General features: G+C 35.4%; 22 protein-coding genes, 1 tRNA gene and 1 other RNA gene. 12 read left to right on the top strand and 12 right to left on the bottom strand.

Annotated features, from left to right (window positions below; genetic code table 11):
* Window positions 1–124: 124 nt before the first annotated feature.
* A complete protein-coding gene (locus ABS768_RS01250) occupies window positions 125–1,813 on the top strand; it encodes an RluA family pseudouridine synthase (RefSeq protein WP_408073092.1) in 1,689 nt (562 codons plus the stop codon).
* Between the two features lie 109 nt (window positions 1,814–1,922).
* On the opposite strand, the gene ABS768_RS01255 is transcribed toward ABS768_RS01250, so the two are convergent.
* The 4 genes from ABS768_RS01255 to ABS768_RS01270 all read right to left on the bottom strand — a co-directional run bounded on the left by ABS768_RS01255 (window position 1,923) and on the right by ABS768_RS01270 (window position 5,014).
* The gene (locus ABS768_RS01255; RefSeq protein WP_408073094.1) at window positions 1,923–3,068 is read right to left on the bottom strand and encodes a PDDEXK-like family protein; all 1,146 of its coding nucleotides are present in this window, start codon (window positions 3,066–3,068) and stop codon (window positions 1,923–1,925) included.
* 190 nt (window positions 3,069–3,258) lie between these two features.
* Window positions 3,259–3,333: transfer RNA gene (locus ABS768_RS01260), tRNA-Val, on the bottom strand.
* Window positions 3,334–3,426: 93 nt separating this feature from the next.
* Window positions 3,427–3,801: a DUF4258 domain-containing protein gene (locus tag ABS768_RS01265; protein ID WP_408073095.1), complete on the bottom strand. Its 375-nt coding sequence runs from the start codon at window positions 3,799–3,801 to the stop codon at window positions 3,427–3,429.
* Window positions 3,802–3,838: 37 nt separating this feature from the next.
* Window positions 3,839–5,014 carry a proline dehydrogenase family protein gene (locus tag ABS768_RS01270; RefSeq protein WP_408073097.1) on the bottom strand — a complete coding sequence of 392 codons (1,176 nt, stop codon included), beginning with the start codon at window positions 5,012–5,014 and terminating at the stop codon, window positions 3,839–3,841.
* A 94-nt stretch (window positions 5,015–5,108) separates the two neighbouring features.
* Here ABS768_RS01270 and aroB point away from each other — a divergent pair, with 94 nt between their 5' ends.
* The 5 genes from aroB (at window position 5,109) to ABS768_RS01295 (ending at window position 9,834) form a co-directional block, all read left to right on the top strand.
* The gene (aroB, locus tag ABS768_RS01275; protein ID WP_408073098.1) at window positions 5,109–6,176 is read left to right on the top strand and encodes a 3-dehydroquinate synthase; all 1,068 of its coding nucleotides are present in this window, start codon (window positions 5,109–5,111) and stop codon (window positions 6,174–6,176) included.
* A gap of 289 nt (window positions 6,177–6,465) precedes the next feature.
* A complete protein-coding gene (locus tag ABS768_RS01280; RefSeq protein WP_408073100.1) occupies window positions 6,466–7,866 on the top strand; it encodes an arginine decarboxylase in 1,401 nt (466 codons plus the stop codon).
* 44 nt (window positions 7,867–7,910) lie between these two features.
* Window positions 7,911–8,882: a deoxyhypusine synthase family protein gene (locus ABS768_RS01285; protein WP_408073102.1), complete on the top strand. Its 972-nt coding sequence runs from the start codon at window positions 7,911–7,913 to the stop codon at window positions 8,880–8,882.
* Between the two features lie 9 nt (window positions 8,883–8,891).
* Window positions 8,892–9,242: a DNA primase gene (locus ABS768_RS01290; RefSeq protein WP_408073104.1), complete on the top strand. Its 351-nt coding sequence runs from the start codon at window positions 8,892–8,894 to the stop codon at window positions 9,240–9,242.
* Window positions 9,243–9,333: 91 nt separating this feature from the next.
* Window positions 9,334–9,834, top strand: a complete 501-nt coding sequence (locus ABS768_RS01295; RefSeq protein ID WP_408073106.1) for a hypothetical protein — start codon at window positions 9,334–9,336, stop codon at window positions 9,832–9,834.
* Between the two features lie 22 nt (window positions 9,835–9,856).
* Here ABS768_RS01295 and ABS768_RS01300 read toward each other — a convergent pair whose 3' ends face one another.
* The 4 genes from ABS768_RS01300 to ABS768_RS01315 all read right to left on the bottom strand — a co-directional run bounded on the left by ABS768_RS01300 (window position 9,857) and on the right by ABS768_RS01315 (window position 14,788).
* On the bottom strand, window positions 9,857–10,378 hold the full coding sequence (locus ABS768_RS01300; protein ID WP_408073108.1) for a DinB family protein: 522 nt from the start codon (window positions 10,376–10,378) through the stop codon (window positions 9,857–9,859).
* Between the two features lie 9 nt (window positions 10,379–10,387).
* A complete protein-coding gene (locus tag ABS768_RS01305; protein WP_408073109.1) occupies window positions 10,388–12,970 on the bottom strand; it encodes a phosphoenolpyruvate carboxylase in 2,583 nt (860 codons plus the stop codon).
* A gap of 80 nt (window positions 12,971–13,050) precedes the next feature.
* Window positions 13,051–13,530: an Lrp/AsnC family transcriptional regulator gene (locus ABS768_RS01310; RefSeq protein ID WP_035130789.1), complete on the bottom strand. Its 480-nt coding sequence runs from the start codon at window positions 13,528–13,530 to the stop codon at window positions 13,051–13,053.
* A gap of 91 nt (window positions 13,531–13,621) precedes the next feature.
* Window positions 13,622–14,788, bottom strand: coding sequence for a M14 family metallopeptidase (locus ABS768_RS01315; RefSeq protein ID WP_408073110.1), 1,167 nt, complete (start codon window positions 14,786–14,788; stop codon window positions 13,622–13,624).
* A gap of 277 nt (window positions 14,789–15,065) precedes the next feature.
* On the opposite strand from ABS768_RS01315, the gene ABS768_RS01320 reads away from it, so the two are divergent.
* Complete coding sequence (locus tag ABS768_RS01320; protein WP_408073112.1) at window positions 15,066–15,611, top strand: helix-turn-helix domain-containing protein; 546 nt, start codon at window positions 15,066–15,068, stop codon at window positions 15,609–15,611.
* A 184-nt stretch (window positions 15,612–15,795) separates the two neighbouring features.
* Here ABS768_RS01320 and ABS768_RS01325 read toward each other — a convergent pair whose 3' ends face one another.
* A complete protein-coding gene (locus tag ABS768_RS01325; protein WP_408073113.1) occupies window positions 15,796–16,347 on the bottom strand; it encodes a 1-acyl-sn-glycerol-3-phosphate acyltransferase in 552 nt (183 codons plus the stop codon).
* Between the two features lie 60 nt (window positions 16,348–16,407).
* Here ABS768_RS01325 and ABS768_RS01330 point away from each other — a divergent pair, with 60 nt between their 5' ends.
* Complete coding sequence (locus ABS768_RS01330; RefSeq protein ID WP_408073114.1) at window positions 16,408–17,073, top strand: spermidine synthase; 666 nt, start codon at window positions 16,408–16,410, stop codon at window positions 17,071–17,073.
* A gap of 1 nt (window position 17,074) precedes the next feature.
* The gene (locus ABS768_RS01335; protein WP_408073115.1) at window positions 17,075–17,794 is read left to right on the top strand and encodes a phytanoyl-CoA dioxygenase family protein; all 720 of its coding nucleotides are present in this window, start codon (window positions 17,075–17,077) and stop codon (window positions 17,792–17,794) included.
* Here the strand turns inward: ABS768_RS01335 and kdsB are convergent.
* Together kdsB and ABS768_RS01345 are read right to left on the bottom strand one after the other, a co-directional pair.
* Entirely contained in the window at window positions 17,791–18,519 is a 729-nt protein-coding gene (gene kdsB, locus ABS768_RS01340) for a 3-deoxy-manno-octulosonate cytidylyltransferase (RefSeq protein WP_408073116.1), read from the bottom strand. The two genes, ABS768_RS01335 and kdsB, sit on opposite strands and share 4 nt — an antisense overlap.
* A 20-nt stretch (window positions 18,520–18,539) precedes the next feature.
* Window positions 18,540–19,961: an ATP-dependent DNA helicase gene (locus tag ABS768_RS01345; RefSeq protein WP_408073117.1), complete on the bottom strand. Its 1,422-nt coding sequence runs from the start codon at window positions 19,959–19,961 to the stop codon at window positions 18,540–18,542.
* A gap of 114 nt (window positions 19,962–20,075) precedes the next feature.
* Between ABS768_RS01345 and ABS768_RS01350 the strand changes: the two genes are divergently transcribed.
* Genes ABS768_RS01350 through ABS768_RS01360 form a run of 3 tightly spaced genes read left to right on the top strand, consistent with a single transcriptional unit; the run spans window position 20,076 to window position 22,067 of the window.
* A complete protein-coding gene (locus tag ABS768_RS01350; RefSeq protein ID WP_408073118.1) occupies window positions 20,076–20,879 on the top strand; it encodes a DUF3822 family protein in 804 nt (267 codons plus the stop codon).
* The gene (gene rsmD, locus ABS768_RS01355) at window positions 20,876–21,463 is read left to right on the top strand and encodes a 16S rRNA (guanine(966)-N(2))-methyltransferase RsmD (RefSeq protein WP_408073119.1); all 588 of its coding nucleotides are present in this window, start codon (window positions 20,876–20,878) and stop codon (window positions 21,461–21,463) included. Before ABS768_RS01350 ends, rsmD begins: the two co-directional genes overlap by 4 nt.
* A gap of 55 nt (window positions 21,464–21,518) precedes the next feature.
* Window positions 21,519–22,067, top strand: a complete 549-nt coding sequence (locus ABS768_RS01360) for a DUF3575 domain-containing protein (RefSeq protein ID WP_408073120.1) — start codon at window positions 21,519–21,521, stop codon at window positions 22,065–22,067.
* A gap of 3 nt (window positions 22,068–22,070) precedes the next feature.
* Here the strand turns inward: ABS768_RS01360 and rnpB are convergent.
* An RNA gene (gene rnpB, locus ABS768_RS01365) (RNase P RNA component class A) lies at window positions 22,071–22,380 on the bottom strand.
* Between the last annotated feature and the right edge of the window lie 46 nt (window positions 22,381–22,426).

Consider the following 22,426-nt stretch of genomic DNA (forward strand, 5'->3'; position numbering starts at 1 on the left):
ATATTTGTGTTTTAAAATCACATTTTTGATGCTCTTATATTGTGTTCGTAATTATAAAATAGACACCAATTGTTTATCAATAAACAGAAAACCATTACTTTCGCGCAAAAAATTATATTACCCGGTGGCAAGCAATCCTACAGACAGAATTACCTATTTCCCTGAAAGCCTGATAAATTCAATTAATTTACCGGAACGCTTCACCTTTCCTTTTTACTACGAGCCACACGAGTTAACCAAAATAGCAGCAGAGGAACTGCAACACTATTTAGAAACTCAAACCGAACTGGATCACAACTTTGGTTTGGATGAAAATCAAGAGGGAACTGTTATCGGGAAAATGTTTGGAGTATTGGTTGTAAAGGATAAAAATGGAAAACTGGGCTATCTGTCAGCTTTTTCAGGTAAACTTGCCGGATCTAACGAACATCCTAAATTTGTCCCTCCTGTTTTTGATATGCTTATGGAAAATAGCTTTTTCCTAAAGGAGCAGTATATTCTTAACAGCATTAACGACAGGGTTAAAGAAATTGAAAGTGATAGTAATTATATCTCCCTAAAACAAAAACTAAAGGAATACAACTTAGCTTCTGACAAAGAAATAAACGACTTTAAACAAATTGTAAAAGCCAATAAGCAGGATCGTAAAAAACAGCGTCAGGAACAAAAAAACATACTGAACAGTGACGATTACGGCAAGTTTGAGGCTTACATGATAAAGCACAGTCTGCACGACAAGCATCAGCTTAATGTATTAATAAACAAGTGGCAGGAAAGCATTGATGAAGTTGAACAGCAACTTGCCGAATACGAAAACACTATTGAAAGTTTAAAGAAAGAGCGAAGGGAAAAATCGGCTGCACTGCAACAACAGCTTTTTGAGCAATATGTGTTTTTAAATAAAGATAGAAAAAACAAAAGCCTCCATGCTATATTCAGGGATACGGTTTTTGGAAAACCACCCGCCGCAGCCGGAGAATGTGCGACTCCAAAGCTATTACAATATGCCTTTAAACACGGCTTCCAACCAATAGCTATGGCCGAATTTTGGTGGGGAATGCCTCCAAAATCGGAAATAAGGCAACACAAACAATACTACCCTGCCTGTACCGGTAAATGCAAACCCATACTGGAACACATGCTGGAAGGTACTCCTGTTGATGATAATCCGTTATTAATCAATCAGGGAGAAGACAAAAAACTGGAAATTATTTTTGAGGATGATTATCTTATCGTGGTAAACAAACCTGCCGAGCTACTTTCGGTTCCCGGTATTGTAATCCAGGATTCGGTTTACACAAGGCTTCAGGCAATGTGGGGTAATATCGAACCGTTAATTATACACAGGTTGGACATGGCTACTTCAGGATTACTGGTAGTAGCAAAGACCAAAGAAACTCACAAAGACATACAAAAACAGTTTTTAAGACGCACTGTAAACAAACGCTATACAGCATTAGTATCGGGTACATTTACTGAAAACGAGGGCGAAATAAACCTGCCGTTACGTGGTGACCTTGATAACAGGCCTAGACAATTAGTTTGCTTTGAGCACGGTAAAAAAGCCGTGACCAAATGGAAAACTGTAGCGAAAAATGAAACGACTACCAAAGTTCATTTTTGGCCACTTACTGGTCGTACGCATCAGTTACGTATGCATTCGGCACACGAACAGGGATTAAACGCTCCTATTGTAGGCGATGACTTATATGGTACTTCTGCCGAGAGACTACACCTGCATGCTGCCCATTTAGAATTTATACACCCTGCAACTCAGAAAAAAATGAGTTTTGAAGCTCCCGAAGAGTTTTAGTGAAAAAACTAATTCCCTCAGAAAGAAACATGGCTAACCTTCTCCAAAAGCAAGTTTAGTAGGTTAGGAAGTTTCGGAACACAATAAGTACCACTTGTATGACTGTTTTTTAAACAAATGCTTTAATGCCTTCTAATGCTTTTAGCAACTTTTCAATCTTGTCCTTACAATCATTAAAAAAATTATCACTTTTTATTATATCATGTTCCCAATTATCAATAGTCAAATTTGGAAGAAATGCATAGAAAGGCCACCAATTACTTTCTTTTCTGGAAAAAACAGATAAATTATTTAGGTTTTCATGAAGTTTTATTCTGTTTTCATCTGATATTCTAAATTCATTAGGATTATTACATAAACCATAATGAAAACGATTACTCTCAAAAGTAAATCCTATCCAATATTTTCCTTGCCATTTTGGGCTGGTTATGTAAAATTTTATATATTTCTCTTCACTCCATTCATAGTGATAAAATAATCCTTTTTGACTAATAAATTCTTCCATCTTAGGATTGAAATACTTTTCAGCAAGATAATTATAAGTTGCAGAATAATTTTGATATATAGCTTGAGCAGCTCTTAAATTTTCAATCTTTGACAGAACTTCAGTTATTTCTTCTTTATTTTTACTGTCCATATCCTGATTGGTTAATTGTTTTAAATGATTTATATATTGTATGAGAGTTTCCCTCACAATAGGTGAACGAGAAGCGATTAATACACATTTTTCCAGCCAATTAATAATATGTTCTCTATATGAAATAGATAAATAAGGTACATTTCCACTACTTTGTTCTGAAGCATTATCTCCAAAAAGAGTTAAATACAATAACTGATAACCATTTTCATACATTTGAGCAAACCTGTTATACCTTATTAATTGTTCGGGCTGGTCTTTTGCATAAATTTTATTTTCTATAATAATTGCTCTTTTTTCATTATCATCAATTAATATATCCACTCTACCTTCTTCACTAGAATGCTCTATTTTAACTCTTGCTGTTTTGCTATTAAACTTTTCAATCGTAAAATATTCGCCTAAATTTTCAATAAAACTTTCCAGTAATATATGTTTTAAACCATGAGTTCCATTTGGATTTAAGAGCTCTGCAAGAATTGCAGAATGTGTATTTTCATAATGATTGACACCGCAAATACGAAACATATTAAATCTACCACCAGTAGCATCAAGTATTTCAGTATTTTTTTTATTAATAATCGAAATTTGGTTGAGGAGATTTTTAATTTGTTGCATTTACTTGGTATCTAAAAGGATAATTATTTAATTCTATTTTTTTTAGCTAGATATTTAGTTATTGTAAGCTTCTTACAATACTAAACAAAAAAATAAAATCTTGATTATGGTTTTAAGTAACCGTAGTTAAATTAGGAAAGATATAAAAACAAAAAAAGCTTCAGTTTTCACTGAAGCTTTTTAAAGGTTGTGGGCGATGAGGGATTCGAACCCCCGACCCCCTCGGTGTAAACGAGGTGCTCTGAACCAACTGAGCTAATCGCCCGCTATATCTGCAATTGCAACCGTTATTAGTTCCTTATTGCGAGTGCAAATATACGCTTAGTATTTGTATTTGCAAGTGTTTTTGAAAAATATTTTAAAGTTTTTTTATGTCTTTCAAAAGCACCTTATTTTCAAAATTCACTACCTCAATTTCAATAGGCTCATTATTAGCATTTTTCCCCTCAATAATATAAATTTTACCTCCTTTATACGGAGTTTTACTTCTTGAAAAATCTACATCACCAAACTCGGTAGTTTTCTCTACATCCTCCATAGTGACCCAGTTTTGGTCTAATTTTTCCTGAGCTTCGTCAGACACATTAAAGCTTTTACTCCTAATATCTTTTAGAACCCTACAGTTAGGCAGGTAACAAAAATCGGCATCTTTTTTCTTTAAAAAGAATACTAAAAATATACAACCTAAAAGGGCACCAAATAAAAAGTATGCTAAACGGTATTTAAATTTCATTTTTTAATTTTTTGTAAAAGTAATTAAAAACGGTGGCTTAAATCTCCTCCAGCTTTCTTCTTTTTCTTTCGGCACCTATCAGGTTAAGTTCACGCGTGGTTTGTCCGGCTACCGATGTATTTTCCTCGGCCCTTCTTATAAGGTATGGCATAACATCCCTCACAGGTCCAAACGGAAGGTATTTAGTAACGTTATAATCATTAGCCGCTAGGTTAAAACTTATATTATCACTCATACCATATAACTGACCGAAAAACACTTTACTGTCGTTTTTAGCAATTCCCTTCTCTTCCATAAGCTGCATAAGCTTATAAGAGCTGTCTTCGTTATGAGTTCCGGCAAAAATTGCCATAGTATCTATATGGTCTATCATGTACTGTATAGCAGCATCATAGTTTTCATCTGTAGCTTTTTTAGACGGACAAATAGGTGTTTGATAACCTCTCTCCTCTGCCCTTCTGTTTTCTTTTTCCATGTAGGCTCCCCTTACTACTTTCATCCCAATATGGAATCCTTCTTCCTTAGCCTGTGCATGTAACTTTTGAAGATACTCCAGCCTGTCCCAACGATACATTTGTAACGTGTTGTAAACTATAGCTTTCTCTTTGTTGTATTTACGCATCATCTCGGCAACAAGATCATCGGCTGCATCCTGCATCCAGCTTTCTTCAGCATCAATAAGCAATGCCACATCCGTTTCGTGAGCCGTTTTACAAACTTTTTCAAAACGCTCTATAACTCTGTTCCATTCGGCTGTCTCGGTTTCATTAAGTGATTTGCCCTCTCCCAGTTTCTGGTAAAGTTCAAAACGCCCGAAACCTGTTGGCTTAAATACCGCAAAAGGTATCGCTGCTCTTTCTTTTGCAAAAACAATGGTTTTTAAGGTTTTGTTGAGTGCGTTATCAAATTCCGACTCATCTTCTTTTGCCTCTACCGAATAGTCAAGCACCGATGTTACTCCTTTAGTAAACATCTTATCTACCACAGGCAGACAATCTTCCTCATTTGTACCTCCGCAAAAATGATCAAATACCGTAGCCCTTATAAGGCCTTCTACAGGTAAATGCACTTTTAATGCAAAATTTGTTACTGCTGTCCCTATCTTTACAAGAGGCTCAGAAGCTATCATTTTAAAAAGGAAATAAGCCCTGTCAAGTTCTGTATCACTTTTCAGGGAAAATGCAACTGCTGTGTTGTTGAAGATTTTTTCCATTGCGTTAAAAAATTTGTGCAAATATAAATACACTACAATCAATATTTAATAATATAAAATACTTTATTTTGCGATATATTTAAAATTGTTCGTTATGCAGGCTATTCAAACCCCATATTATCCTATACTTTTTAATAACGATTGTTACTCCTTTTTACAGGAAACTATAACCCCCGATAAATATTCGAAGGTATTTGTGGTGGCCGACAGTAACACCTCTCAGCTTTGCTTACCTAACTTTTTAGCACAACTGGCTACCGAAGTTGAAATTGAAATACTGGAAATTGATGCCGGCGAAATAAATAAAACTATTGAAACCTGTACACAATTATGGTATGCCCTTACCGAAATGGGTGGCGACCGGAAAAGCATTATGATAAACGTAGGTGGCGGTATGATTAGCGATTTAGGCGGATTTGTTTCTGCTACATTTAAAAGAGGTATAGATTTTATTAATGTGCCTACCTCCTTACTAGCTATGGTTGATGCTTCTGTAGGCGGAAAAACCGGAGTAGACCTTGGCCCTATTAAAAATCAGGTAGGTGTTATTAATAATCCCATAGCTGTACTTATGGATATTAACTACCTTGGTACACTACCGCAAAACGAAATGCGCGCCGGACTGGCAGAGATGCTAAAACACGGACTTATTTGCGACAAAAACTACTGGGAAAAGTTTCTTGACCTTAACGAACTGACAACAGACGATCTTTTGCAGCTTATATACGAGTCGGTAATCATAAAAAATAATGTGGTAACACAAGACCCTACCGAGAAAGGGTTACGCAAGATATTGAACTTTGGTCACACGCTGGGGCATGCTATAGAATCCTATCATCTGGATACCGAAGAAAAAACAACATTATTACACGGTGAAGCCATTGCTATAGGTATGGTCCTGGAAAGTTATATATCATTTAAAAAAGATTTATTAACTTTAAATGACTATACCCAAATAAAAGAAGTTATAACTTCAATATTCGGGAAAACAGAATTTAGCCAAACCGACATTGAAAACATCATGAAACTGTTGTCTCATGACAAAAAAAGTGAATTTGGAGAAGTACTGTTTGTAGTGCTAAACGGTATTGGAAAAGCGTCGTTTAATGAGCCTGTAAACAATGAGCTGATAACCGAAGCTTTTCATGACTATTTAGCATAACATTTTTTTAAGAAATTGTTTTTAAATACGAATGATTATTTTTTACATTTGCGCCGATGAAAAAATACCTACACATAGTTTTTAAAGCAGTAACCATAAGGGATAACAAGGTGTTATCTACTATGCGTTTTTTATGGCTTTTAACCAAAAAAAGTGCAGGTATGCCAATATACTTTAACAAAAATATTCACAAAAGTTTAGAGATAATGTACGCTAATTTAAGAGTTTGAAAACAGATTATCACTTTAAGTTTTTCTTAATTTTATAATCAGTCAAACTCACTAATAGCATGAACACAAAATATTTCGATTTAATAAATCAGACTTTTTATTTTCCTCAGGAAGAATTTACTCTAAATAAAGACAACCTTTTATTCCACAACATCGATTTGATGAAGCTTGTGGAGCAGTATGGCTCGCCATTAAAGTTTACCTACTTACCACAAATTTCCAACAACATCCAGAAAGCTAAAGGATGGTTTAGAAATGCGATGGAAAAACATAAGTATGAAGGTAAATACTATTATTGTTATTGTACAAAAAGCTCTCACTTCGAATATGTAATGAATGAGGCTTTTAAAAACAATATTCATGTAGAGACATCATCTGCTTTTGACATTAACATAGTTGAGAAACTATTGGAAAGCGGAAAAATAAACAAGAATACCTTTGTAATATGTAACGGTTTTAAAAGAGACCAGTACATAGACAATATAGCAAGGCTTATTAATAGCGGCCATAATAAAACTATACCTATTATAGACAACTACGAGGAACTTGACCTGTTACAGGAAAAAATTAACGGTAAGTTTAAAATAGGTATACGTATTGCTGCCGAGGAAGAACCTAAATTTGAATTCTATACCTCACGCTTAGGTATAGGCTACAGGAATATTGTACCTTTTTACAGAAAACAAATTCAGGAGAACAAGAATTTGGAGCTTAAAATGCTTCACTTCTTTATCAACACAGGTATAAGGGATACTTCTTACTACTGGAATGAGCTTTTAAAATGTCTAAAAGTATACATAAGCCTTAAAAAAGAGTGCCCAAGCCTTGACAGCCTTAATATTGGTGGTGGTTTCCCTATCAAAAACTCATTGGCGTTTGAGTACGACTACCAGTACATGATAGACGAAATACTTAACCAGATTAAAATTGCCTGTGAGGAAGCTGATGTTGATGTACCTAACATTTTTACAGAATTCGGTTCGTTTACTGTAGGTGAAAGCGCCGGTGCAATTTACCAGGTACTTTACCAAAAACAACAAAACGACAGGGAAAAATGGAATATGATTGATTCATCTTTCATCACTACCCTTCCGGATACATGGGCCATAAACAAGCGTTTCATTATGCTTGCTGTTAACCGTTGGAACGACCAGTATGAAAGAGTACTTTTAGGAGGTATGACATGTGACAGTGATGATTACTACAATTCTGAACAAAACATGAATGCCATTTACCTGCCTAAGTATAATAAAGAAAAACCTTTGTATATTGGTTTCTTTAATACAGGTGCATATCAGGAAACAATTGGCGGCTACGGCGGGTTACATCACTGCCTTATCCCACAGCCAAAACATATACTGATAGACAGGGATGAAAATGGAATTTTAGCGACCGAAGTATTTTCTGAGCAACAGGATGCAGAAGATGTTTTAAAAATATTAGGTTACGATAAAAAATAATTTATTTTTGAGTTTTTTAAAAAACATACATAAACAGATTTAAAATGAACAAAGGACCAATTAGCCAGTTTATTGAAAAGTACTACCTGCACTTCAATTCGGCTGCATTAGTAGACGCTGCCAAAGCTTATGAAGAGCAACTTAACGGTGGTGCTAAAATGATGGTGACACTTGCAGGCGCTATGAGTACAGCGGAACTTGGAAAAATTTTCGCCGAAATGATTCGTAAAGATAAAGTACAAATCATTTCTTGTACGGGGGCTAACCTTGAAGAAGATATTATGAATCTTGTAGCACACTCTCACTATGAGAGAGTACCTAACTATAGAGATCTTACTCCGCAACAGGAATGGGATTTACTGGAGCGCGGACTTAACCGTGTTACAGATACTTGTATCCCTGAGCATGAGGCTTTTAGAAGATTACAGAAACACATATATCAAATTTGGAAAGATGCTGATGATAAGGGAGAAAGATATTTCCCTCATGAGTTTATGTATAAATTGCTTCTTTCCGGAGTTCTTGAGGAATACTATGAAATAGACCTTAAAGACAGCTGGATGTATGCTGCTGCAGAAAAGAATTTACCAATAGTGGTACCGGGATGGGAAGACAGTACAATGGGGAACATCTTTGCTTCTTACGTAATTAAAGGTGAGCTTAAAGCTACCACTATGAAATCAGGTATTGAGTACATGACTTTCCTTGCAGACTGGTATACTAAAAACAGTGATAATGGCGTAGGTTTCTTCCAAATTGGTGGTGGTATTGCCGGTGACTTCCCTATTTGTGTTGTACCGATGCTTTACCAGGATATGGAAATGCACGATGTTCCTTTCTGGAGCTACTTCTGTCAGATATCAGACTCTACAACAAGTTACGGTTCGTACTCTGGAGCTGTTCCAAACGAAAAGATTACCTGGGGTAAACTGGATATAAACACACCTAAGTTTATTATAGAATCAGACGCAACAATTGTTGCCCCTCTAATTTTTGCTTACCTGTTAGATTTATAATATCATTTTATGAAAAGAGTTATTGTTGATTACGCCAAATTAACTAATGAAATTTTAACCCTTTTGGTGGATAAATTTCCTGACGGATATGACGATTCTGATATCATCCGTTTTAAAAATGCAAAAAATGAAACTATCGAAGCTGTAGAAGTACGTACTGAAGATACTATTTATCTTGTAAAGGTTAGTACTAAGCTTGCTGATAGGATTGAAAACTACGAAGATGACGATATGGATTCTGACGGTGGTGATGATCTTGATGCATTAAAAGATCTTGAAATCGCTAATAATAATGACGATGACGACGATGATGATGACAGCGATAATGATACTAATGATGAGGAGGAAGAAGAAGAATAGTAATCCGGTAATCATATAAAAATATTAAAGAACTCTTAACAGAGTTCTTTTTTTTTGTCTAATATTCTATTTTAGTAGAAATTAGACGACCATGAAAAAAACAGCTTTAGTATTTATATCCGTTATATCTTTATTTGTTTCCTGTAAAGAAGAAACAAAGGAAGAAGTTATTGTTCCTGAAGAAAAAGCAGAAAAAAATGTAGCCGAAACTCCTGCTTACGAAAAAATGTGCTTTTTACAGGTAACCGAAAGCAAACCTGAATATGCGCCTAATAAAGTTATAAGGGATAGTATAGTATTTGAAATTGAAAGAAAGGGTGATAGTGTCAGCGGAATTTTCAACTGGCTTCCTGCCGAAAAAGATAAAAAGCTAAGTACTTTTAAAGGTGTTCTCTCCGGAAAAACCGGAAATGCCATTGCTAATTACTCTGCTGAAGGCATGAATTATAAAGAAGAACTGGTATTTACCCTTGGCGAAGATCAGGTTTCTATAATATATGGAGAGATGGTTCAGGGAGATGACGGTATTTGGAAATATAAAAGTAAGGAAGCGGCTTCTACCCAAAAATTATCTAAAGTTGACTGCAAATAAAAAAAGCCCTTTCGGGCTTTTTTTATTCTAAATATCTTTCTTTAAATATTTTCATATGATGATATTGGTGTGCTGTTATTAAAAAAGCTAATGCCCTAACCGATACCTCATGACCGGAAGCTTCTCCCCTTCTTAATAACTGGTCCTGAGAAAAAGACTTGAACATCACCAATGAAGATTGCCTTACTAAAGCTAACTCGGTAAGTATATCCTGTAGGCTTCTGTTTTCTGCATCGGTATTACTTACATAATCATTTTCATCAAAACCCGGTAACGGAGTCTTGTCATTTCTGGAAATTCGTAATGCCCTGTAAGCAAAAACACGTTCGGTATCAATAACATGCTGAATAATTTCCTTAATAGTCCATTTACCTTCTGCATACCTGTAACCGTGTTTATCCATAGGTATATCCTGTATAAAATGAACAAATTCATGAACACTTACTTCAAGCCATTCGGTTAAAGTATAGGTATCATCAATATTAGGCAGATAGGTTTCGTAATACGGAGCATACTCAGTATTAGATAATTCTGTTACTTTCATATTTAAAATTTAGGCAGAGTTCCTGCTGGCATTAATATTTCCAAAAAGGGAACGGGTTACAATTTTTTCATAAACATCCAGCAAATCACCTTTCTCATCTCCGTTTTTCATTAATCTGATTTTATGTAATGCATATTGCTGAATGGTTAGCAAAGGTAACACAATATGTTCTCTCATTTTAATGGAAGCCTTGCTATCAGGATAATTTTCCATTAATTCATTAAATCCTGAAATTTTAAGTAATAGCCTGTTGGTTTCCAAAAACTCGTTGTGAATAATATCCCAAAACGAACCAAATTCTTTATCCTCTCTCATATAGGCCGTTAACGGGAAAAATGATTTGGATAGTGACATCATACTATTTTCAATAAGTGTTCTGAAAAACAAGGAGTTCTCATACAGGTCTTCCACCTCATTCCATTTCCCATGTTTTTCCATTTTACTAAGTGCATAACCTACACCATAAAATCCGGGTACGTTTTGCTTTAACTGGCTCCATGACCCCACAAACGGAATAGCCCTTAAATCATTAAAGTCCAGCTCGGCAGTTTTATTCCTTTTTGAAGGCCTACTGCCTATATTGGTTTTGGCATAATAGTTAAGCGTACTCATTTTTTCCAGATAAGGCAAAAACTTAGGGTGCGCTTTAAATTCGGAATATTTCTCAAAACTCAGCTTCGCCAGTTCATCAAACATTTCTCTTTGCTGTGCTGTAAGCTGCTTTTTATCCTTGTTAAACACACCATTAGTAACACCGGCACTCAATAGGTTTTCCAAATTAAACCTACACGAATCAAGCGTACCGAAGTTTGAACTTATGGTTTGTCCCTGGATCGTTATCTGTATTTCATTATTTTCTATTGATCCTCCCAGTGAAGCATAAAACTTATGGGTTTTTCCTCCACCCCTTGCCGGAGGTCCGCCACGACCATCAAAAAATATAACTTTGATTCCGTATTCACGAGCAACAGCGGTAAGATTTTCTTTTGCTGTGTAAATACTCCAGTTAGCCATTAGGTAACCGCCGTCTTTAGTTCCGTCAGAAAAACCAAGCATAATGGTTTGCCTGTTACCTCGGGCTTTAAGATGAGCGGCATACCTTTCGTTTTCATAGAGTTTACGCATCGCCTCTCCTGCTTCCTTCAAATCATCTACCGTTTCAAAAAGCGGAACAATATCTACTGATGGCTTATCCCATCCTAAAAGCTCAAACAAAGTAAGCAGTTCCAGTACATTATGTGCATTTTCGTTATTACTGATAATGTAGCGGTTTGCTCCCTGCTCCCCGTTTCTTTCCTGTATGGTACGCATTGCCAGTATGGACTCCAGCGTTAACCTTGTATTATCGTCATTAAAATCTTCGGTATTAATATTTCCTTTTAAACTGAGTAAAGTATTAAGTTTGGCTTTTTCGTCTAAATCTCCATATTTATTAGCAAGAGCCGTATTATTCTGGCTATCCAGATTTGATAATACCGCCTGTACTACTTTATCATGTATACGGCTGTTTTGTCTTATATCTAACGTAGCAAAATGGAACCCGAAAAGATTAACCTTATTGATTAGCTTTTCAATCTCATCAAGATACAAGGACTGATGGTGCTCAACAACCCTATTCTTAATTTCATTTAAAAGCGTTTTTAATTCTTCTAACTCAATGTACAGTTCTCCTTGTGAGTAGAAAACCGAACGGTATAGTTTCTGTTCAATTTCCATAACCAAAGGTTCAACCCCGGGGAATGTTAGCTTACGTCTCATTCTCCTTATATCATTATAGTAACATTTAAGGATAGAGGTACGAAGCCTTCCTGCTACGTCAAGGGTAATATCGGTAGTTACAAACGGATTACCATCCCTGTCACCTCCGGGCCAGAAACCGAAAGACATAACCGGATGTGCCGGATGCTCACCATTATATATAGTATCCTGAATATAGAAAGCCATCTCACCTGCTGTTTTGTAAAATACATTTTCAAGGTACCATATTAAACTAACAGCCTCATCAAACGGAGTTGGTTTTTCTTTTTTAATAAAAGGTGTTTTACCTAACTGTGCCAACAGTGTTTTAATCTCCGGTAAATCATTTCTTTTAATGGCTCCGGTCAAATCGGTTATTATACCAAGTACATTTCCCGGATAAAATTGTGTAGGGTGTGCAGTAAGCACGGTTCTAATCTGGAAATCATCTAAAAACTTCCTCAATTCGTCAATTATACCCTGATTATCGGCCTTATGCCTTATATCCCTTAAAGACCCTGTACCTTCCATATTGTGTAACGATACAAAAGCGGCATCTTCAATAGCATCAAAAAGTACTACCTGTCGCTCTACATACTGTATAAAACGGAACATCAGGTCAATTTTTTCCTTCTCGGTACTATCCTGCTGGTATTTTTCAATAAAACTGTCAAATATTTGTTGCGGACTCTTATTTTGGGCATACCCCTCTTCACACACATCTGTAAAAAGCGGCAGTAACACCCCGGTATTGTCTATGTCGTCAAAAGGGAGTGTCATAAAAATACTGTTGAACAACTGGTATTTTAGTTCCACATTTTCCTTAAAACGTTCAATTTTTGTGGCTGGGTACATGCTTATTATTTTTATACTGAATTTAATAAAAAAACCCTTATGCTATTCACATAAGGGTTATAAACTTTTTATAAAAAATCTTACAGATCTTTGAAGATAGTATGCATTAACCTTTTCTTGTCGTTAATACTTTCTTCAAGTGATATCATAGTTTCTGTTCTGTAAACTCCTTCAATATCATCAATCATGAAGATTACTTCTTTTGCATGCTTAGTATCTCTTGCTCTTATTTTACAAAAGATGTTAAACTTACCAGTAGTAACATGTGCAACAGTTACAAAAGGTATTTCATTAATTCTCTCAAGAACAAATTTAGTTTGAGAAGTGTTATGAAGGAAAACACCAACATAAGCAATGAATGAATATCCAAGTTTTTCGTAATCTAAAGTAAGAGAAGAACCCTGGATGATTCCTGCATCTTCCATTTTTTTAACCCTTACGTGAACGGTACCGGCAGATATAAGCAATTTTTTAGCAATATCTGTAAAAGGAACCCTTGTATTGTCAATCAGCATATCTAATATCTGGTGATCAACTTCATCTAAACGAAACTTACTCATAAGCGTAACTTTTTTTATTATTTAGGTATATATATTTATTAAAAATGCATTACAAAAAAATTAATTTATTTTCAATAAAAAAAGAATATTGTTATTTTTTTTCTACTCCATTAACAAATTCTCTGTTTTTACCTATCATAAAATCTGCTTTTTGCTCATTTTTTAGCAAATCACTACCACTGTTATTATAGAAAAGTTCACCCTTGCAATCATACTCTATATGACCATAAAAATTATCAAGTTCCCCTATTTCCTTAACAAAAGCTTCGAAAATTACAGATTTATCAATAAGTACTTCTTTGTAATGAGATGCAAAATTCGTGATTATTTCTTTATTTTCATAATTTATTTTGACATTTTTATACATCATATCAAAAAATATTACTCTATTTTGAGGAATTCTAAAATAATCTTCGCTTTTGTTAATAGCTATAACGTTTTCGTAAATAGCATAAAATCCTGATAATATTGCGAAAAATATAAATTTTCGTGTTTTTTCTCTTAAATAATCATTAGGATAATGACCTGCTTCGAAGAGAATTGTAGGCACTCCCAACGACATAAACATATCACCAATACAGTTAATATTAAATCCGTCATCAAAACGCCCCACCTGTCCCGGTATAAACTGCTGCAACGTGTCATTCATTACTGCTATTACATTAATAGCCGTTTGTCTTGGTTCGTTTATCTCTCTTTCTTCGTTATAAGAAGGCGCAAGGAACGAAACCGTAGCCGGTTTTACATCTCCATCCTCCCCTAAACCGAAAATAGTACGCTGATCGTGCATATTATAAGCGAAATCAGGCTTAAAGTCCTTAAAAGCCTGCCTAAGCACCTTGCTTTCGGGCTGCGTAAGGTTAACTGAGTCTCTATTCAGGTCAACATCATTAGCATTGGCACGCGTATACAAGGCAGCTCCGTCAGGATTAACTATAGGTAGTATATAATAGGTAAAGTGCTCCCTGAAATTAAGTGCAATCTCATTACCACTTTTAAGGAAGTTTAAGAAGTCGAACACTGCCTTTGTGGTCGTTGACTCGTTTCCGTGCATTTGTGACCATATAAACACCTTAGTTTTACCGCTACCGGCTTTTATACTATATATAGGCTTACCCATTACAGAGGTACCTGCTGTACCAATTTCAAAATAGGTTTTTAAGTCATTAAGTATTGGTTCTATATCCTCGTTTGTAATATACCTGCCGTGCAGTTTGCTGTTTAAGTAACTATTGTAAATTTCTTCAAAATCCATCATTAACTATTTAAGATTACAAAAGTAAACATCTTAATTTTTACAATTGTAAACAAAGAAGCAATCTTGTAAGCTACAATTGTAAACATATTTGTTTCATAATGTTAATTAGGTTTAACAATACAGTTGTTTAACGTTGTAATTTATTGTAAATCAGTCACTTTACGTGTATCATTTGAACTAATAATTTACATTTACGCACTACAATTACATACCATTTGTATATCTCAAAACTATTGTTTACATTTGTAAAACATTACAAAACCAACACTTGTTTACAATGATAAACACCGATGATTTCATAAAAAGGCTGGAAAACATACTTGATTATTACAATATATCGGCTTCTGTATTTGCCGATAAAATCGGGGTACAGCGATCCAGTTTATCACATCTCCTTTCCGGCAGAAACAAACCCAGTCTTGATTTTGTATTAAGGGTTACCGACAATTTTCCTGATGTAGATTTGTATTGGTTACTCAACGGAAAAGGTACATTTCCTAAAAGTGAAAATTCGGCACCGGAAGTGAACATACCGTCCCCTCCTTCGGTTTATATTGAATCAAAATCTGAAAACAGTGATGTTGGTGATTTGTTTTCTGAAAAAACAGAGACGGATGTACCTGAGTCAGAAAGTAAAGAATTTGAAGAAAAAAATAATTTTGAGGAAAATACGGAAGCTATAAACAAGGTTCCGGAAAAGGCTGAACCTTCAACTAACCCTGCTCCTCCTATTGATACAATTGTAAATTATAATAGTGATGTAGAACAGGTAGTAATTTTTTATAAAGACGGTACATTTAAAAACTACAAACCCAGAAAATAAAGAAACCCCGCAATTTTAAAAAATTACGGGGTCCATTAACCAATAAAACAAACACAAATTTATTTTCTCCCATTAAGCAGCCTCTTTCCGGCTACTTGAAATTATTTAATATTATTTTTATTGGTGTATTATAAAATTACATCTATTAAATGTTAAACAGGTATAATTTTAAGTTAAACTATTCTTAATCATTTTTATAGCTGTTTTCAGCAACATATCCTGTTACATCTTTGTAATGCAACTCCAATATTTTAAAGTCTTCTTCCTTGTTACCTGTTGGATAAAACGGTTCGGTTATTTTTACTTCTTTCTTACCATAATCAAAGGCAATAGGTACTATAGGTACGTCTGCCTGTAGTGCTATATAATAAAACCCTGTTTTCCATTTATCTACTTTCTTTCTGGTGCCTTCGGGAGCTATTGCCAGCCTGAACACTTTACGATTTTTAAATATGCTTGCTATGGCCTCTACCTTATTTTCATTTTTTTTCCTGTCAAGCGGAGCGCCTCCCATCCATTTAAACCATGCTCCAAAAGGAAAAACAAAGAGCTCCTTTTTAGCAACATAGTGCATTTCCAAGCCTATACTCCCCCTGGCAAACACTCCAATAACAAAATCCATCCAGCTGGTATGGGGTACCACTATCATAACACACTTTTTAAGCTCGGGTGAAATAGAACCGTTTAAGCGCCATCCCATTAGCCTGAAAAATATAAATTGGTATATTTTTTTCATAATTATTTAAAAATGCCGGGGTAAAAATACTATATATTTACAATTACGAAACACATTGCTATGTTTAAGAGATTACTTAGTTACTTTATCCCCATAAATATTTACAAACGAAACTCCGGTATAAGCAAGACTCTCGAAGTGACCTGGAATAACGGGCAGCTTGTACTCGACTCTAAAAGAACCAATTACTCATACGGCAGCCTGCAGCGTATTTTAAGGAAAGGACTGCACTATATAGGTTTTGAAAGGATAAGGAGATTTGAGAATATTTTAGTGCTTGGTGTTGCAGGTGGCAGTGTAATAAAAACTTTGGTAAATGAGATACAGTTTAAAGGAAAAATAACGGGAGTTGAACTGGACCCTGAAGTAATTGAAATAGCAAATAACTACTTTGGCCTTGCCGATACTCCTGGTGTAACTATTGTAAATGATGATGCTTTTGAGTTTGTGCTGAAGACAAAAGAAAAGTACGATTTGATAATAATCGACATCTTTCAGGACACGTTTATGCCTAACTTTTTATTTGAAGAATTCTTTATAAACAGAATTAATTTTTTACTTAATGTAAATGGATTTATACTATTTAATACCATGACATTATCAAAAAAAGATAAAGAGCGAAACGAAGTGTACCGTTCCTGTTTTAATGATAATTACTCGGTTAGAATGTACCCAAAAGTTGAAGACCACAACGAACTCTTTACCATAAAAAAACTGGGACAGTAACATGAATTTTTCACAATATAAATCAGAAATAAATAACGAAGGATTTGCCGTAATTGATGCTATTTACTCACAGGATGAAATAGATCGTATCATAAAAATTATTGACAGTGCCCATAGCGACAGTGCTACCTTCCGCAGGTCAAAAGATCTTTTTGCTATAAGACAGTTTTTAAAGGTGGTGCCAAATGTAACCGAATTGGTATTCAACCAAAAGTTAAAGGATATAGTCAATACTGTTTTTGGAGAAGACTACTTCCCTATCAAGTCCATTTACTTTGATAAACCGGGTAACTCAAACTGGTTTGTAGCCTATCATCAGGATTTAACTATATCGGTAAACCAAAAGGCAGAAATTGAAAATTACGGACCGTGGACTGTCAAGCAAAATCAGTTTGCCGTACAGCCTCCTGTGGAAGTTCTGGAAAATATTTTTACCATCCGTATCCATCTTGACGATACTGATGAAAATAACGGAGCCTTAAAAGTAATCCCAAAATCACATCTTAAAAAGATTTACCGTCCGGAAACTATTGACTGGAACACAGAAACCGAAGCTACCTGCAATGTACCAAAAGGAGGTGTTATGATAATGAAACCGCTACTGCTCCACAGTTCTGCCAGAACTGTAAACAACAGTAACAGAAGAGTTATCCATATAGAGTTCAGTAATTTACAATTACCAACTCAAATAAAATGGGCTGAAAAACAGACTATTAACTAATCCAGCATTTTCCTTGCTTTCTCTAAATCTTCGGCAGTATCAATACCTATACCCACATGTGTGGTTTCTACCATACGTATTTTTTTACCGTATTCAAGGTAACGAAGCTGTTCCAATTTTTCGGTAGCCTCAAGGCTTTGCATAGGCAGTTTGTAAAAATCCATTAGAGCATGTTTCCTAAAAGCATAAATACCAATATGCTTATAGTATCTTGCTCCTGTCTCTTTATCTCTTGGGTATGGTATAACCGAACGTGAAAAATACAAAGCAAACTGCTTTTGATCTACTATAACCTTCACATTGTTAGGATTTTCTATATCCTCCCAATTATTTATTTCAATCATTAATGAAGCGAGGTCTATTTCGCGGGCAGCGTCACTCTTAAAAACTTCAAGCACATCGGCAAGCGGTTCTTTATTGATAAAAGGCTCATCTCCCTGCACATTAACAACAATGTCAACATCAAGATTCTCAACAGCTTCGGCAATACGATCACTCCCACTCTCATGTTCTTTGATGCTCATAATGGCTTTACCACCATTATTTGCAATTTCTTTAAAAATTATATCAGAATCCGTCACCACAAAAACATCATCAAACAGTTCTGTTTTTACAGCTGCCTCATAGGTGCGTGAAATAACTGTTTTACCTCCAAGATCCTGCATTAATTTTGCCGGAAAACGTGTAGAAGCATATCGTGCCGGTATTACCGCTATAATTTTCATAATCAAAATATTATATACTATTAATCTTCAAAATAATCATCCTTAAAACCTATAAGGTAGAGTTTGTCTTTTGCTCTGGTTACAGCTGTATACAACCATCTTATATAATCCCTGTCTATACCTTCAGGCAGGTAAGGCTGTTCTATAAATACTGTATTCCATTGCCCTCCCTGTGATTTATGACAGGTTATGGCATACGAAAACTTTACCTGTAGTGCATTAAAATGAGGGTTGGTTTTTGTTTTCATGAAATTACGATAATTACTCTCTCCTTCATAATCTTTTTGCACTTCCTGGTACAGTCTGTTAGACTCCTCATAAGTAAGCGATGGCGATTCGCTGGTAATGGTATCCAGTAACAACACCGTTTCAAATGGCGGCTGGTTGGCATAATCAACCATTCGTACCTTTACTCTGGCAAATTTAAAACCATACAGCTCTTCAATCCTGAAAATTTCCAGAATTTCAATAATATCACCATTGGCTATAAACCCGGCTTCTGATTTTTCGTTTAACCAAAAATAATTATTCTTTACTACCATCAGGAAATCCCCTGTGGAAAGTTCGCTTTCCCTCGAAAGTATTTTAGCCCTTATTTGCTGGTTGTACAGGTTCGCCCTTTTGTTGGAACGCACAATGAAAGCTGTATCTTCAATACTATAGTTACTGTAGGCACTCTCTATCGCATCCTGAATATCATACCCGTCTACAAGGCGTACAATATCCTTAAATCCACGCACTTTAAACTGAAAAGTATCAAAAAAGGCCGATTTAAGTATTTCCCTTAATTCTGTGGCATTGTATAGAATACCTGAGTCGGTTTCCTGACGCATAACCTCGTCCAGTTCTATCTGCCCTACTTCTTTTTGATAGTTTAAAGAAAGTGTATCGATATTTAATGCCGGACTAATATCCAAATTTACCGGAGGAAGTTGTGCCGTATCGCCTATTAAGATCATTTTGCAATTTTGACCCGAGTATACATACGAGATAAGATCGTCCAGCAGAGAGCCGTTTTCATACATTTTTGACTCGGCAGCCACGTCAGATATCATCGAAGCCTCATCTACAATAAAAATAGCATTCTTAAATTTATTTTGCTGCATGGTAAACCCCATTGCACCACCACTCGCTTTTTTAGGGAAATAAATACGCTTATGTATAGTATAGGCCGGTTTTTGGGAATAGTTGGCTATAACTTTAGCCGCCCTACCGGTAGGTGCAAGCAGCACATATTTTTTGTTAGCTTCCTGCAAATGATTTACCAGTGTACTTATAATGGTTGTTTTACCTGTACCGGCATAACCTTTTAATACAAAAAGCTCGTCGTTATCATCATTGGTTATAAATTCTGCTATTTTTTGTAAAAAAACATCCTGCTTCACAGTTGGGTTAAAAGGGAACTGGCGACGGAGTATTTTATAAAAATTGGCTGAAGTCATTAATGGAATAAATTCTTTTTTGAAAAATGAAGTTCAAAGATAAGGTGATTTTTACGAGTAACCGGTGCTAAACCAAAAAAGAATGTAAATTTGTAACTCATCAAAAATTACTCAATGAACGAGACCATCACAACAAAAAACTATAAAAAACTTTCCATGCAAATTGCGCAAAGCGAAATGTCTTTTTGTTGTTTTGACACCTTAAACCAGGAAATAACTGATTACCACAGCATTGCCTTCTCTGTATTAAAACCACTGGAAGATCAGCTCTGGAAAACATTTGTTAACCACCCTGAGTTAATGTATGACTATGATGAGATTGTGGTGCTTCATGACAACAGCCTAAACACCTTTGTTCCTAATGCACTTTTTGACGAAGAATTTTTAGGCAGCTATTTACAATACAATACAAAAGTTTTTGATACCGATTTTTTTGCGTTTGACACAATAGAGAACTACGACATGAATAACGTTTACGTCCCGTTTATGGATGTAAACAACTTCCTAATAGACCGTTATGGTTCTTTTGAGTACAAAAACATAAACAGCATACTGGTATCAAAACTACTGGACGCCTCAAAAAATATAGACGATAAGCAGGTTTTTGTGCACTTACAGTCAACCCATTTTGAAATTGTTGTTGTAAAAAACCAAAAACTACTGCTTTTCAACTCGTTTGAATACAATACACCCGAAGACTTTTTATACTACCTATTGTTTACATTAGAACAACTACAACTTAACCCTGAGTTTATAAAAGTTTGTTTACTTGGTAGGGTAAGTGAAGATAATCCCTGTTATAGCCTTGCTTATAAATATATAAGGAACCTGTCTCTTTTTGACCCTTATATGCTGGCTGACCGATGGAACAAAAGCACAGAAGAAAGTCTAAAGCATTTTATACTGTTTAACTCATGAGAATAATTTCAGGTAAATACAAAGGACGCAGAATAACAGCTCCTAAAAACCTTCCGGTAAGACCAACTACCGATATGTCTAAAGAATCACTATTCAACATCCTTAACAATCGTTTTGATTTTGAAGGACTTAGAACACTTGACCTTTTTTCGGGTACCGGAAATATAAGTTATGAATTTTGTTCGCGTGGTGCCGACAGTGCTATTGCTATTGACGGTGATTTTGGCTGTGTTAAGTTCATAAAGCAAACCGCTGCCGAATTTGATTTTCCTATTACCGCAATAAAAAGCGATGTAATTAAGTTTTTAAAGACTAATAAGTCTTCGTATGACATGATTTTTGCTGATCCTCCATATGATATGGATCAAAAACTATTTGAGGAAATCGTATCCCTTGTTTTTGAGAATGATTTACTTGAGGAAGACGGAATGATGATAATTGAGCATTCAAAACACACTAAAATGGATCATTTGATGAACTTTTCTTTCCAAAAGAAATATGGTGCATCACAATTTACATTTTTTGAATTTGATAATGAAGAATTTGAGGATACAGGAATATCAGACGACGATGAAATTGAATAATCCAATTTTAATATTCACTATAATTTTTGGCCTCCGTTAGAGGCCGTTTTTGCTAATGAAAAAGATTTTATTATCCGCTCTTTTACTTACTGCTAGTCATTCATTTTCACAAACTTATTTTAAGTTTAATGCCCCAACAACCCTTTTAGGAATACCACAAATTGGTATTGAAACCAGTTTGGCTAAAAAAGTAACCTATCAGTTTGATGTATTGGGTTCTCATTGGAACTCATTAAACGGTGCTCCCTTTAAAACCATAATGGGAATATCAGAATTCCGTTACCATTTTAATGAAAATTATAAAGGTATATATGTAGGGGGACACTTTGGTGCCAGTAAATTTGAACTTCAAAAATGGAACTATCTCAATTCAAACAAGTACCAAAAGGGATACGCCCTATTTTTTGGTTTCACTATTGGATACCAAATTAAAATAAATGACAAATGGATGGTAGATATGTTTATGGGAGGTGGTAACCAGCAGGCAGGTTACAAAGGCTATTACCTTGGCACCGATACCCGTTATGAGCATGTTAGAAACTATAACAAAAGTGGCGAATGGCTACCCTACCGTGGTGGTATAATGTTTAGTTATCAACTTTAAAAAAAGAAAAGCAGGCCTGTAAGCCGGATTCTGTATCCCTTGCGGGACCCTTATCATTTATCTGGCCCCTGTATTACTACAGGGGTCTATCTGCCTACCCCCCGGCATTGGGCGGGCAGCCCTTAATTGCCGGTATACATGGCATTTCACCGCATAGAGTTTACCTGATTTCACTACAGCATTACCTGTACATCCTTTCTGTTGCACTTGTCCTCTCCTGCCTAAGCAGAATGACGGGCGTTACCCGCTATGCTGCCCTACGGTGTCCGGACTTTCCTCCACGCCTAAGCGCAGCGATAAGGCGGCCTGCGGCGCAAAGATACATTTAAACTTTTTAAACCTTTCAATAAAACGCATTT

Origin of the sequence: Flavobacterium rhizophilum, assembly GCF_046000485.1 — a bacterium.
GTDB classification, from domain to species: domain Bacteria; phylum Bacteroidota; class Bacteroidia; order Flavobacteriales; family Flavobacteriaceae; genus Flavobacterium; species Flavobacterium rhizophilum.